The 13,585-nt window shown below is 46.1% G+C and carries 13 protein-coding genes and 1 pseudogene; 7 read left to right on the forward strand and 7 right to left on the reverse strand.

The features are described from left to right. Positions 1–220: 220 nt before the first annotated feature. From QUB35_RS36120 to QUB35_RS36135, 4 genes and pseudogenes are all read right to left on the reverse strand, one after another. Positions 221–769: pseudogene (locus QUB35_RS36120) on the reverse strand (cobaltochelatase subunit CobN); the annotation flags it as partial. A 333-nt stretch (positions 770–1,102) separates the two neighbouring features. After that, the gene (locus tag QUB35_RS36125) at positions 1,103–1,963 is read right to left on the reverse strand and encodes an EamA family transporter (protein WP_333147454.1); all 861 of its coding nucleotides are present in this window, start codon (positions 1,961–1,963) and stop codon (positions 1,103–1,105) included. Further along, positions 1,960–2,697, reverse strand: a complete 738-nt coding sequence (locus tag QUB35_RS36130) for an ABC transporter ATP-binding protein (RefSeq protein ID WP_333147456.1) — start codon at positions 2,695–2,697, stop codon at positions 1,960–1,962. Before QUB35_RS36130 ends, QUB35_RS36125 begins: the two co-directional genes overlap by 4 nt. 213 nt (positions 2,698–2,910) lie before the next feature. Next, positions 2,911–3,723, reverse strand: a complete 813-nt coding sequence (locus QUB35_RS36135) for an ABC transporter ATP-binding protein (RefSeq protein WP_333147458.1) — start codon at positions 3,721–3,723, stop codon at positions 2,911–2,913. Positions 3,724–3,938: 215 nt separating this feature from the next. Here QUB35_RS36135 and QUB35_RS36140 point away from each other — a divergent pair, with 215 nt between their 5' ends. From QUB35_RS36140 to QUB35_RS36160, 5 genes are all read left to right on the forward strand, one after another. Beyond that, on the forward strand, positions 3,939–4,805 hold the full coding sequence (locus QUB35_RS36140; protein ID WP_333147460.1) for a HEAT repeat domain-containing protein: 867 nt from the start codon (positions 3,939–3,941) through the stop codon (positions 4,803–4,805). 46 nt (positions 4,806–4,851) lie between these two features. Continuing rightward, positions 4,852–5,154, forward strand: coding sequence for a hypothetical protein (locus tag QUB35_RS36145; protein ID WP_333147461.1), 303 nt, complete (start codon positions 4,852–4,854; stop codon positions 5,152–5,154). A 465-nt stretch (positions 5,155–5,619) separates the two neighbouring features. Continuing rightward, a complete protein-coding gene (locus QUB35_RS36150) occupies positions 5,620–5,808 on the forward strand; it encodes a hypothetical protein (RefSeq protein ID WP_333147463.1) in 189 nt (62 codons plus the stop codon). 4 nt (positions 5,809–5,812) lie between these two features. Beyond that, a complete protein-coding gene (locus QUB35_RS36155; RefSeq protein WP_333147465.1) occupies positions 5,813–6,670 on the forward strand; it encodes a Uma2 family endonuclease in 858 nt (285 codons plus the stop codon). A 65-nt stretch (positions 6,671–6,735) separates the two neighbouring features. Continuing rightward, the gene (locus tag QUB35_RS36160; protein WP_333147468.1) at positions 6,736–8,604 is read left to right on the forward strand and encodes a tetratricopeptide repeat protein; all 1,869 of its coding nucleotides are present in this window, start codon (positions 6,736–6,738) and stop codon (positions 8,602–8,604) included. A gap of 207 nt (positions 8,605–8,811) precedes the next feature. Here QUB35_RS36160 and QUB35_RS36165 read toward each other — a convergent pair whose 3' ends face one another. Beyond that, complete coding sequence (locus tag QUB35_RS36165) at positions 8,812–8,943, reverse strand: hypothetical protein (RefSeq protein ID WP_333147470.1); 132 nt, start codon at positions 8,941–8,943, stop codon at positions 8,812–8,814. 45 nt (positions 8,944–8,988) lie between these two features. Then, the gene (locus QUB35_RS36170; RefSeq protein WP_333147472.1) at positions 8,989–9,624 is read right to left on the reverse strand and encodes a L,D-transpeptidase; all 636 of its coding nucleotides are present in this window, start codon (positions 9,622–9,624) and stop codon (positions 8,989–8,991) included. A gap of 811 nt (positions 9,625–10,435) precedes the next feature. On the opposite strand from QUB35_RS36170, the gene QUB35_RS36175 reads away from it, so the two are divergent. Further along, positions 10,436–10,936: an autotransporter gene (locus QUB35_RS36175; protein ID WP_333147474.1), complete on the forward strand. Its 501-nt coding sequence runs from the start codon at positions 10,436–10,438 to the stop codon at positions 10,934–10,936. Positions 10,937–11,255: 319 nt separating this feature from the next. Continuing rightward, on the forward strand, positions 11,256–12,602 hold the full coding sequence (locus tag QUB35_RS36180; RefSeq protein ID WP_333147476.1) for a PQQ-dependent sugar dehydrogenase: 1,347 nt from the start codon (positions 11,256–11,258) through the stop codon (positions 12,600–12,602). Positions 12,603–12,938: 336 nt separating this feature from the next. Here QUB35_RS36180 and QUB35_RS36185 read toward each other — a convergent pair whose 3' ends face one another. After that, entirely contained in the window at positions 12,939–13,505 is a 567-nt protein-coding gene (locus tag QUB35_RS36185) for a DUF924 family protein (RefSeq protein ID WP_333147479.1), read from the reverse strand. Positions 13,506–13,585 lie beyond the last annotated feature (80 nt).

Consider the following 13,585-nt stretch of genomic DNA (forward strand, 5'->3'; position numbering starts at 1 on the left):
CCCAGCCCCCCTTAATCAGGGGGGGGCAAGAAGTTGTCTAAGTCTCCCTTGTTAAGGGGGAGTTAGGGGGCTCTGTATCTGGTGGTAAACCCGGAGATCCCCCCCAGCCCCCCTTAATAAGGGGGGGGCAAGAAGTTGTCAAAGTCCCCCTTGTTAAGGGGGATTTAGGGGGCTCTGAATCTGGTGGTAAAGTTTCAAAACACTCCTCCCCGCGCCCGATCCAATCATAAATTCCGACGCGGGAGACTGTTTGAGGTAGCGGTGGATTATAAGCAGTTTTCAGGCAAGTATCGGCGGCAAATTTGAGTGCGTTAACAAAGTTTTGGACTCCGCCTTCTGTGAAGTAGCGCCACAGTTTATTGACTGCTGACAGCGATACATTGGAATGACTGATTAAATCGGGATCGGGACTGTCTTCTCCCGGCATTACAATCAGTGCTGCGTTAGTTTTCTGCACTGTTTCCCGCAGAATCTCTAAGCCGTAAGACCAATAAGAACGCCCTCCTAACAGTCTTAAGATTATGACCTCGGCGCGTTCTAAAACTTCCTCTGCATAAGTATCAATTGTTAGTTGTTGCTGCAACTGAAGCAGATTTACTGCGCGCACTTTGGGAAAATTTGCCGGCATTTTGGATGCGGCGGCTGCGAGAGTTTGAATGTCGGTGTCAGCAGCACTAATAAATACTATTGGTGCAGGGGTTTGCTGAATAAAAATTACTCCTTCTGATTGAGGGTTCCAACCTCCGGGCGTGGCTGCTATTTTGTGCATTAATTTTTTTTATTTTAATAAATAGTGAGAGAAAGTGCGATCGCCTTGAGTATAACATGACTTATACATAAATAGAGGCTAGAGCGTGTTTCCCAACCCGGACATTCCCGGCAAACCGAGAGAGGGCGGGCACGGAGGCACCGCCCCTACATTCGGGGGGAGAATGAGCGTCAATCGATTTTAGATTTTAGATTTTAGATTTTAGATTTACCCCACGGATAAATGCGGGGGCAATAAGTGATTTTCGATTTTCGATTTTGGATTGATTCCACGGATAAATCACGTGGCGAATACCCTCAATAAATTCGTGGTCAAAGTCCCGGAAATCTCAAACTATAAACTGATAAATAAAACTCCCAAAATCATGATTCCGGCCCCTAATAATCTTTGTTGAATATCTTTTTCCTTAAAAATGAAATGACCGAATAATACACCCATTAACACGCTAGTACGCTTAATCGCGATCACTTGCACTACCAAAGTTAATGTCAAAGCTTGCATTTGAAAAAGCACTCCAATAGCATTGAAAGACCCCATAGCAGCTAGCATTGGTAATTGTTTGAGAATTTTTCGCCCTGAATTTGGGGTTTTGTGCAATAAAACTGGCAGTAGCAAGACACTGATTGTACCAAACAAAGAGAATACCCAAAAAATAGGGGATGAATTTGTAACTCCTATTTTGTCAAAATTTGAGGCAATACTCCATAGTAATGCGACGATTAACATCAATTTGGGTCCTGGTTCATTCAGCAGTGCTTTGAATGGGGCTAAATATCCTTTTGATTTCTCTTTTATATTTAATAAATAAGAGCCTCCTACGATTAGTAAAATGCCAATATAATCAAAAAGTTGGGGATATTCACCGACAATTAACGGTGAAGTTACCAACATGAATAATGGTGTCAAAGCTACCAGCGGTAGTGTTAGGGATAAATCTGATACTTTGATGGCTTTGATGTAGAGGAGGGATGTGACAGCGTTGATGCTACCTCCGATTAATAGGGCAAGCCAAAATTGAGAGTTTAATGGCGGAATTCCTGTATATAATACCCAGGGAATCAAAAAGATGACTGAAAAAAATGAGAGAGACCAAGCGACGACATATTCGTCACTTTTTTTGAGGTTTTGTTTCCCAAAAACGTCTTTGACGGCTTCAAAAAAAGCGGTCAAGAGTCCTAAAATTAACCAAGTCATCCTAAATATGCGCTCCTGACTCGCTCGTCGTTTAGCAACTCCGCTCCCATACCTGTGAGAGTAATGTTACCAGCTTCTAGCACGTAACCCCGATCGGCAATTTGCAGTGCTAAACTGGCGTTTTGTTCGACTAAAAGGATTGTAACGCCTGTGGAACGCAGGTTGTGAATAATTCCGAAAATTTCTTTGACGATCGCGGGTGCTAAGCCTAAACTAGGCTCGTCTAATAGTAGCAGTTTGGGGCGCGACATCAACGCGCGGGCGATCGCCAGCATTTGCTGTTCCCCACCGCTGAGAGTTCCTGCTAGCTGGCGGCGTCTTTCTGCTAGGCGCGGAAATATCTCAAATTGGCGCTCTAAATCGGCTTTTACTGCCGCCGAGTCCGATCGAATATAGGCCCCTAATTCTAAGTTAGTTAACACCGTTTGCTGCGCCAAAACCCGCCGCCCTTCTGGACTGTGGGCGATTCCCAATTTCACAACTTCGTGAGCTTGGCGGCGGCTAATGTCGCGCCCGTTATAAATAATTTGTCCTTGTCGCAAATTAACTATTTTAGAAATCGCTCTCAATGTGGTACTTTTGCCCGCACCGTTGGCACCGATGAGACTGACAACCTCGCCTGCATTAATCGTGAGATTAATATTTTGTATGGCTTGAATGCCACCATAATTTACCGAAAGATTCTTGAGTTCTAAGAGGATATTTTGAGATATTTTGGGTGGGCTTTCGTGCATTTTCTGTGACTTTGAGTTTGAGGTACATTGCGATTTAATGTTGGGTGGCGGCGGGTTTATGAGATTGTTATTTTTAGGCAATTATTGTCGGTGAACCCGCCCCTACAGAATGTGTAATAATGGTGCAATATGTGATTTTTTAATATTACTCTTAGTCCGCGTAGGCGGACATTGTTTGTGTAGACGCGATTTCCAATCGCCGGGTTTCCTTAGTTATTTTTCATCTCCCAAATAAGCCTCAATCACAGCCGGGTCATTCCTCACAACAGCAGGCTCGCCCAAGGCAATAAGCTGACCGAAATGCAAGACGGCAATGCGATCGCACAATCCCATAACTAGCGGTACATGATGCTCGATCAATATTACAGTTAAATTGAATTGTTGTCGTACTTCGCGGATAAATTCGCTTAATTTGTGCTTTTCATTGGGATTCATCCCCGCTGCCGGTTCATCTAACAAGAGTATTTGCGGTTCTAGGGCTAAAGCGCGGGCAATTTCTAAGCGCCTCTGGTCGCCGTAGGACAAGTTTTTGGCTTGTTCGCCCGCGCGATCGCCCAATCCGACTAACTCCAACAATTCTAAGGCTTTCCGCTGGGTTGTGCGTTCCATTGCGTTAGATGCTGGCAAGCCGAAAATCCCCGCCAGCACCGATAAAACTGGATTGCCCGATCGACTATGGATGTGTCGGGCGATCGCCACATTTTCCACAGCAGAAAGTTCCCCAAATAACCGGATATTTTGAAAAGTTCTGGCAATACCTTTATTGGCAATTTGATAAGGCTTCAATTGGGAAATATTTTCATTTTGATAAATCAGGTTGCCACTAGAAGCAGGTATCAGTCCAGTCATGAGATTAAATAGAGTTGTCTTGCCCGCGCCGTTAGGGCCGATTAATCCAAAAATTTCGTGTTTTTGAACTGTGAAAGATACGTCGTTTACCGCAATTAAACCACCAAAACGACGAGTTAATCCTTTGGCTGCTAAAACAGGATTGCTTGTTGAGAGGGTAAGGGGTTCGGAAATCATAAACACATCATAGAACGAATATAAGATATCTCATTATGCCTTAGACTGCCGAATGTTCTTAAAGTCCCCCTTTTCAAGCAGTATTTAGGGCGATCGATTTCACCACGGACAAGCACAAATTTAGATGCCCCGGAGTCCTGAAACAGTTTGATGAGAATGTATACACAATTATTCCAATGGCTGAGACGGCTCATCAAACACAAGGATTCTAGCCCATGACGAAGCACTGCCGACAAAGATTAGCTGCCGTAATTGCCCTCTCGTTTCTATCTTTCACATCGCCTTTGCTGTTGACTCGCAATGCTGCGGGTGGAATTGGGGAGGAACCCACAGCTAATCCCAAACAGATTGCCTCCCTCACCGACAAGTTAAAGAGTAACAATGAAACGGCACTTGATGCAGCTATTAAGCTGTTACGAAAAATAGGTGAACCCGCCATCCCTGATTGGATGGAAGCTTTGCAGGATCAGAATTTGTCAGTCGGCCAGAGTGCTGCTGAGGTTCTAAGACAAATTGGTTTTCCTGCTATTCCTGCCTTTGTCAAAACCTTGAAAGACTCAGATGTGTCGGTGGGTGCAGAAGCTAAAATTGCACTGCCGCAGCTAATTCTGTTGCTGAAAGACTCCGATGCAACTGTGCGTAGCCGTGCAGACTATGCTTTGGGAAGGATGGGTGCAGAAGCTAAAACTGCTGTGCCGCAGCTAATTCTGTTGCTGAAAGACTCCGATGCCACTGTGCGTAGCCGTGCAGCCAATGCTTTGGGAAGTATCGGTGCAGAAGCTAAAATTGCACTGCCGCAGCTAATTCTGTTGCTGAAAGACTCCGATGCCACTGTGCGTAGCCGTGCAGACTATGCTTTGGCAAGGATGCGTGCAGAAGTTAAAACTGCTGTGCCACAGCTAATTTCCCTGCTTCAAGACTCAGATGCAACTGTGCGTAGTAGTGCAGCCAATGCTTTGGGGATGATTGGTGCAGAAGCTAAAACTGCACTGCCGCAGCTAATTGTCTTGCTGAAAGACTCCAATCCAAATGTGCGTAGTAGTACAGCCTCTGCTTTGAATAAAATCCGTGCAAAAGCTTAAACTGCACTGCCGCAGCTAATTGTCTTGCTGAAAGACTCCAATCCAAATGTGCGTAGGTAGTGCAGCCTCTGCTTTGAGGATGATTGGTGCAGAAGCTAAAACTGTTGTGCCGCAGCTAGTTCCGCTGCTGAAAGACTCCGATGCAAATGTGCGTAGCCCTGCGGCCCCTGTCTTGCTAAGTATTGCTCTTCACCTTCAAGAAAAAGCAAAGACGCTAACTTCACCGGAGTTAAATCAGGCTGTATCAAACCTAGAATCAGCATTGAAAATTTTGGCACAACCTGAAGCTAATTGCTCACAATCAACGATCGCAAATCTCCGTGTATATAGCGGTTCTCAAGCGTGGTGAGGTATGCCCACGGAGGCCTATGCCCACGGAGGCCTATGCCCCCGGAGGCCTATGCCCATGAGTACCTCATCTTTCTGAGAAAGGCTATACATCAATGCTCTCAAAGCTGAACAAAGCAATCGCCCCTTCATCAAATCACTTCCCAAAAATGCCTACATCTGGGGAATTTACATATTTGTCCTCTTGGGAAACTTTGCCATCAACCCACTGCGGCTGCTCAAAATCTACGAAACCTTAAAACCGAAATAGCCGGCGACAGAAACATCACCGTTTTGCTAGCCCAACTTTCTGGCAACCCACTCATTGCCAAGAAAGAAGGCACAACAGACGGCCATTCACCAGCTAATTTTTTTGAGTTAAGGCTGCACTATTTAAACCCAATAAACCGCAGCGGAACAGAGGATAAACTCAGCGATTGCACCGCTAGATATTAACGACCAAGATGAGAGTTAATGGCAATATTTATTGAAGGTAGCCGACTCCCCAAATTCATCAGAAGCGATCGCAGGCTTTCTGTTAGCAGTAAAAAATTGCTATCTCGATAAAATTCCCGGTGCAAAAGATACCGACTTTCTGCAGCAAGAAATCACATCGCGCTATAATATTACAATTGCCGTACCGCTTCAATCTCCTCAAGCCGTCTCGCCCGGGTAATCTTATGACGATGTACGTACCGGATTCGCAGCATTCCCAGACAAAAGTCCTCCCTACGATGTACGATCTACCCAGTGAAGACCCGGAGGAACCAGGTTTGCCTGACGAATATCATCGGTGGCAAGCACAACTTTTGTGCGATAGCTGCCTCCCCTCTAATTATCCACCCGATCGCCTCTTCTCGGCCAGCGATCTCAATCTATACTACGACTCCAACCATCCCAATTGGTACAAAAGACCCGATTGGTATTTAGTTGTGGGGGTTTCGAGATTTTACCAAGACAGAGACTTGCGCCAAAGTTACGTGATTTGGGACGAAGCAGTAACTCCTTTAATTGCGATCGAATTTCTGTCACCTGGTACGGAAGATGAAGATTTAGGACTGACAGAATCAGAACCAAACAAACCGCCGACTAAGTGGCAGGTTTACGAAATAATTTTGAAGATTCCTTATTACTTTGTTTTTAGCAAATACAACAACCAATTGAGGGTATTTCGGTTAATTGGCAACCGTTACCGCGAACAAGTGTTAACAGGTTCTCGATTTTGGATACCGGAAATACAGTTAAGTTTGGGTTTGTGGGAAGGTGCTTTCCTGCAAAATCAAAGGTTGTGGTTGCGCTGGTATGATATTAATGGCAATTTGATTCTGACTCCAGAAGAATTTGAAAGACAGCGAGCTCAATTGGAAAGCCAACGCGCCGAGTTTGAAAGGCAGCAAGCTGAAATTGAAAGACAGCAAGCTGAATCAGAAAGGCAACGAGCCGAGTTTGAAAGGCAACGAGCTGAATCAGAAAGAGAGCGAGCAAATCGTTTAGCCGATCGACTGCGAGCAATGGGCATTAATCCAGATGAGCTGTAAAATTAAGTAGCAGCGCGAAATACTGTCTGCGGTGTCGATAAAAACTTATTAACTAAAAATAAATTATGCCTGAATCTACCTCACTGCGCGATCGCTACCTAGCACTAATCGACAAAATTGTCGAAATCACCCTCAAAGGTCAAATTCGCTCCAAAGAACAAGTTTATCAAATGCTGGTGCAAGACATTAGCACCGGTACTGGCGAAATATTTGAACGCTGTTTCGGCGAACGCCTTGATGCCGCCGAAAATCAACTCAGAAATGAAAAAGACGAAATCAAACAAGCAAAGGCAAATCGCAGCCTCCGAGCGCTCAAAACCATCCAAGGAGAATGGGAACGCTGGCAGAAAGATAACCGCGTCGATCGCGCAATTGCATCCTCAATCCAACAAATCGTTACCGCCGAATCTAACGCCCGCCTCCTGGCATTATTACAAGTAATCGATCCGAATAAAGAACATCCGCTGACTCTCGCTCAATTGCAGCAATTGGCAAAATCTCTGCACCAACAAATGCTGCAAACTTCTAATCCCGAAACCGAACAAGATTTGCAGCAAATCACCGTCGGCATCGCTAAAGGTTTAGAATCTTGGCAGCGTTTGGAACCGGAACTTGTGGGCTGGATTTATCAGCCGCAGCAGCTAGGATTTGCCGGTAGTCCCGAAGAAAATGGGCCTTGGGCTTTTTGGGCAAAAAAAGTTAACAGTCCCTTTCCCCAGGCTCTTTTGAAGACTATTGCGCTCGGTGAATCTGTAGTTCAATTCGCAGCCCAGCAATCGAATTTAGATTTAGGCATATTGGTGGAAGTGGCGATTATTTTGCAGTGCTTGCAGCGGGCGTTGGCGACATGGTTTGACAAGCAAGTTTACGATTCCAAAGTGTCAACAAAAGCTTCAATTTCTACTTACATTACTTTTGCGGTAATTTGGAGTCAGCTAGCTAGTGGGTTTAATAATTCTACCAAGAGCGGCGAGCAGTTGGCAAATGCTTGTTTTCAAGTAACTTTGCAAATTTTGCGCGCTTTTTCTCAGCGAGAATACTTTCCACTTTACGGGGGGATTTTCGCTTCCTTTGATGGTAAAGCTCTGCGGCATACTTTGGATTATTTAGACGAACCGCTGCGCCGAGTTGAAGGCACTCAAGCAAAAGCTCGGATTCTGACGCTTTTGGGTTATTCGATGCAGGCGGCTGGGGCCTACGAGCGATCGATCTTGCTGCACAAGCAAGCGCTGGAAATTGCTCGTACCGAAGGAGACAAAGCTTGCGAAGTTGCCAATCTCAATCACATCAGCCGCAACTATGTGGCTCAAAAAAATTATCAGGAAGCGATTAATTACAGCCAGCGGGCTTTAATTATGGCACGACAAGCGGGAGAGCGACAAGGCGAGGCAAATGCTCTCGCTAATTTGGGTTACAGTGAAGTGTTTCAAGCGCGGCAGTTGGAGGAAGTGGAACCAGAGGTTTATGAGAGTGCGATCGGTTATTTGGAACAAGGTTTGTTGCTATCGGAAAGATTGGGAGACAGGCAAAGTCAAGCTTTTTGTTCCAGCAGTCTCGGTATTGCTAAAATCGCCCTGGAAAATGCTGAAGGTGCGATCGAATATTTGCTCAAAGGTTGGCAAGCGGCTCAATTCTCAGGGGATTTATATTTGCAAGGTCTGAATTTGGCTTACTTGGCTCAAGCTTATTACAGAATCAACTCACTAGAAAAAGCGATATTTGCGGGCAGTTTGGGGATGTATACTTTGGAGCAAATTGGTGCGATGGAGTGGCGTCAATCGGCTGGTTTGTTGACAATTTTGCGGGGTCAAATGGGGGCGGAATCTTTTAAACAAGCTTTGGCGAAAAGTCGAGGGAATATCATTCCGGCGATCGGTGTTGATGGCTACGATTACATCCCGGAGTTGCTGGAAAAATATCAGCAATCTATTTAATATTATGTCCGATCGATTAACCATAATATCCCGGCCGGGCGGGTTTTTGAGATTGTCAATTATTGGCAGATATTGTTGGTGAACCCGCCCCTACCTGATTTCGGGCGAAGCGAAGCGGAGGGAATCGACCGGACATGATATAACTCTTTGTTGTGGAACAGGCCGGAAAGCCTGTTGCTGAGAGGGGTGCAAAATGTAAGTTTTAACTCACCCAATAGCTGCATTATCAATTAGTCTTTCATGGGCGGGATCTCCTGCCCAACCCCTACTCCCCACAAGAAAATTGAATTTTTGTGGAACAGGCATCTTGCCTGTATTGAATTTTTGTGGAACAGGCATCTTGCCTGTTCCTGGATATTTTGATGCACCCCAACCTCGAAATAATTAATGCTCAACAATCACCGGTGTGCCAACTGCGACTTTCTCAAATAAAGCCTGTGCGTCTTTGTCAAACATTCTGACACAGCCGTGAGAAGCCGCCCCCCCGATCGACTCTGGATTCGGAGTACCATGAAAACCAATCACATTCTTGCCATCCGTCCAAAACCCCATCCACCTACTCCCTAATGGATTGTCTGGCCCAGCAGGAATAAGTTCTCCTGTCCAAGGATTTTGCCAAACGGGATCTTTGATCATTTGCATAACTTTAAAATTGCCGGTAGGAGTTTCCCACCCGCCTTTTCCCACAGCAACCGGGAAACTGGTTTGCACCTTATTTTGTCGGTAAACATAGACGCGGCGTTCTCGCAATTTCAGCACTAAACGCACTTCCTCAATAGGATTTACCGCAGGATTTGGTTCCTGGGGAAGATAACGAAATGGTTCTCCCAAGGGCGGCAGTTCTGGGGCTCCGAGATTCGGCAATTGTGTCTCGGATGTGGGCCGCTGCGCTGCGATCGCACTATTACTTGAATTAGCCACAACTTCGGCCGTCGCCTGCTGCTGTATGCCGACCGACAGCGCGGCTGCACTCAAGCTAAGCACAACTAGCTTATTAAATAAAAATTTGCTGTTCACCATTTTTTTGTTCGCTAAACTCCTAACCAGCAGTTCCTACAAAGTTCCTATCTAATTATCCGCCAACCGCACCCGATCCGAAAAATTTTGATATGGCTTTTTGACCAAGAATTTCAAAGGTGGTACCCGCCACGTGATTTATCCGTGGAATCAATCCCAAATCCAAAATCCTTGCATCCTCAAGCCCCCGGATTTATCCGTGGTGTCAATCTAAAATCTAAAATTTAAAATCTAAAATCGAATGACGGCAACTGCGCTGCACAGTTTTTAGTTGAAATTCCACCACCGATCACTTGTAACTCAACACAAAGCTTAGGCAATAATACCAAAACAACAAGGTTTTTATAAGCTGCTCAGTCGAGTTCCGCAATAGAATGTCGTTACAAAACCCGGTTTAGGCGTACATCTTGCCAGAAAATGATTAAATTTTACCTCCGACTAATTTGATTTTTTAGCAATGACCAGCGGGCGATCGAGTATTCAAACTATGGCGCTGCAGTATCCGGCAAGCACAATCTGTCTTTGGGTAGAGTTCCTCCCAGCAACAGTTAGGTCTGCGGAAAAAAACTGCTACGGTCGCTCGAATAAACTCAATATATCACGGCAACACTCTAGAGATGCAAACCGCTGAACTTGTTGTAAATCGGGAACTTATGATGTAAAATTTAGTCTTTCAATACTTGTTCGATAATCTTTTTTTGAGATTGTCATAAATTTCCTACTCTGGGGATTAAACTGGATTAGGTATAGAAGTTGGGACTTTCGTGCAGCGGAAGCAAACCCAACCCTGAATAGCAGTTAATGTGAGGTTTCAATGCGTCTTCAGAACATCAAATTATTGACAGGTGCAACACTGTCGGTGCTAATTTCGGCGGTCTCAGTACATCCTGCGATGGCTAACCCTGCAAATCAAATAGCCCAAACGCAGACCACCACCACAGCAAACACTACAACCATTGTCGGTTTTGTCAAAGATATTGTCGGCGATGTAGTAACTATTCGCGAAGAAAACGCGCCGTACAGGACTCTCAGGATTCAAAGATGCGTCCTGAGAATTATTGGCCTAGTACCGGGAATGAAAGTCAGAGCCACCGTCGCCGGATCTCAGATACAAAATATCGCGGTGATCCCCGATTATAAGGTCGTAGCCACAACGGTTGCTCGTCCCGCAACCCCAGCACCAGCACCGCGTCCGGCTCCAGAACCGCCACCGCGTCCGGCTCCTCGTCCGGCTCCTCGTCCGGCTCCGATGCCGGCTCCCCGTCCAATTCCGGCTCCGGCTCCTCGTCCGGCTCCTGTGAGAGGACTTTGGTAGAGCTAGGCTATACTATTTTCGGTTTTTGATTTTGGATTTTCGATTGGGAATTGGCAATGACAATCAAGCAATTTGATCCGGGGCCCCCGGATTCATTCGTGGGGTCGCGTTCTTCAATCTAAAATCTAAAATCTAAAATCTAAAATCTAAAATCGATTGACTGATCGAGCTCAAGGTTTGGATCGCTGGCCTACAATTGCATTGTTTTGTACAACTGGTATCAGTAAATAAAATTAAGCCACCGCCTGCGCGGTGGCTTAGCTGTTTAATAGCAGTTAGAATAATAGAATTGTCCAGCAATTGTGGAGAAATCGCTGCTATGTATTACCTGCATTTCTTGCTGCTAATTCTGCTGTTGCCGATGATTGCGTGCGATCGAGCTACAGATGCGATCGCCCCTGCTGTGGGCGACAACGGCGCCGTGTCGCAAATTCCCTCCCGTGCACCGGTGACAAATGTTGGGACAAATCAAATTGTACCGACCAAACCGCTGTCGCCGCAGCCAATCCGTATTTTTGCAACTGCTTTGCCGCAGCCAGGAGCCAGCGAAAGCGCCTCAAAACCTCCTCAAGTAATACCAATTCCCGCATCGCCAGTGCTGCGAGTGCCTCCTGGCTTTGTCGTCAACGTTTTTGCTGACAATTTAGACGCTCCCCGATGGCTAGCTGTGACGCCTACAGGCGATGTTTTGGTAACAGAAACCCGGCAGAATCGGATTACGCTGTTGCGAGATGCCAACGGCGACGGGGTTGCTGAGGTTCGCAAGACTTTTGCAAGTGCCCAAAACGGGTTAAATATTCCCTTTGGCATGGCTTTTGCCGATCGCTATTTTTTCCTCGGAAATACCGCTGAAGTCCGCCGATTTCCCTACACAAAAGGGCAGGAACAATTGACAGGTACTGGTCAAAAAATTGCCGATTTACCGGGCGGTGGATACAACCAACACTGGACGCGAAATGTTGTCGTTTCCCCCGACAATAGCAAGCTTTTCGTCTCAGTTGGATCGCAGTCTAATGCCGATGTCGAACCGCTGCCGAGGGCGTCTGTTCAAGTCATGAATTTGGACGGCAAGAACCAGCAAATTTTTGCTTCTGGGTTGCGAAACCCGGTAGGATTGGATTTTCACCCAAAAACCAATCAACTCTACACGACTGTCAACGAACGCGACGGTTTGGGAGATGATTTGGTGCCGGATTACTTGACAAGAATTCGTCAAGGTGAGTTTTACGGCTGGCCTTACACTTATTTTAAGCCGAATTTGCTCGACCCGCGCCACGCCAGAAATGGCAATAGCGATCGACCTGATTTAGCTGCTAAAACATTAATGCCAGACGTGCTGTTTCAGGCGCACTCGGCCGCTTTGGGGCTTCAGTTTTACGACGGCAAAACGTTTCCCAAAAGATTTCTCAACGGCGCATTTGTGGCGTTTCGCGGCAGTTGGAATCGGAACGCTGGAACTGGTTATAAAATCGTGTTTGTACCTTTTAATGCGGGGAACGGACGCCCTCAAGGTTATTATGAGGATTTTCTGACTGGTTTTCTCACAGATCCGTCGGGCCCGAAAACTTGGGGGAGGCCGGTTGGTTTGCTGGTTTTACCTGACGGGAGTTTGCTGTTTACTGAGGAAGCGAATAACCGGATTTATCGGGTGCAGTATCGCCGCTGAGGATTGGGCGATCGATAAATTCTTCACCCTCGTATACTTTTTGTTGAATCAAGAATTTATCTTCTTTTCTAATTTCATATCATGTCCGATCGATTAACCATAATATCCCGGTCGGGGCGGGTTTTTGAGATGGTCAATTATTGGCAGGTATTGTTGGTGAACCCGCCCCTACCAAAATCGGGGTCGCTCGACCGGACATAATTTCACTATTCAATTTGAGATTCGCTGGGTTGCGGCGGGTTTTGTAAAGAGATGGCTGTTGGTTCTGATTGCGCGCTAAAACCGCCTCTACAAGTCTCGAATATATCAGAACGATCGAGGTTTTGCGATCGCGCTTTAAAATCCCGAACCGGGTTGTTTGAGAAACTCGGCTTCTTCGGGAGTTGTTTCGCGGCCGAGAATTTGATTGCGGTGCGGAAATCTCCCAAAACGCTCGATTATTTCTAAATGCTGCATCGCGTATTCAATGAGTGAATCGCTGTCAGGTTCGCCGCTGAGTTGGCGAAATAGTTCGACAGATTTTTGCTGGTTTTCTAAATTTTCGCTGTGTTGAAAAGGCAGATAAACAAATAATTTTTGTACAGTCAGCAATTGGCGATCGAATTTATTATTAACAGCGTATTCGGCGGTGGCTAAAGCTTTGCTGTCTGTGGCGAATGCTTGAGGCGTTCCGCGAAACATATTGCGCGGAAATTGATCTAGCAGTATAATTAATGCGAGGCAGTTGTCGGGGGAATCTTGCCATGAGTCGAGTTTACCGGAGGCGGCTAGTTTGTATTGCGGCAGAAAGCGCGAGCGCACTTGGGCATCAAAATCCGCATCTTTTTCAAACCATTTCTTGTGGACTTTGCCAAACTCAGGAGAGTGCGATCGACCAAACCAAAAATCTAAAACTTCATTCATCTGTATTCCCCCTTGGAGACTCCCACTGTACCTGTAGTCAGGTCAGTGGCGAGAGGAAAAGGGGGGCAAGGTTTAGGCCG

The organism is Microcoleus sp. B13-B6 (assembly GCF_036705405.1).
Classification (GTDB): domain Bacteria; phylum Cyanobacteriota; class Cyanobacteriia; order Cyanobacteriales; family Microcoleaceae; genus Microcoleus.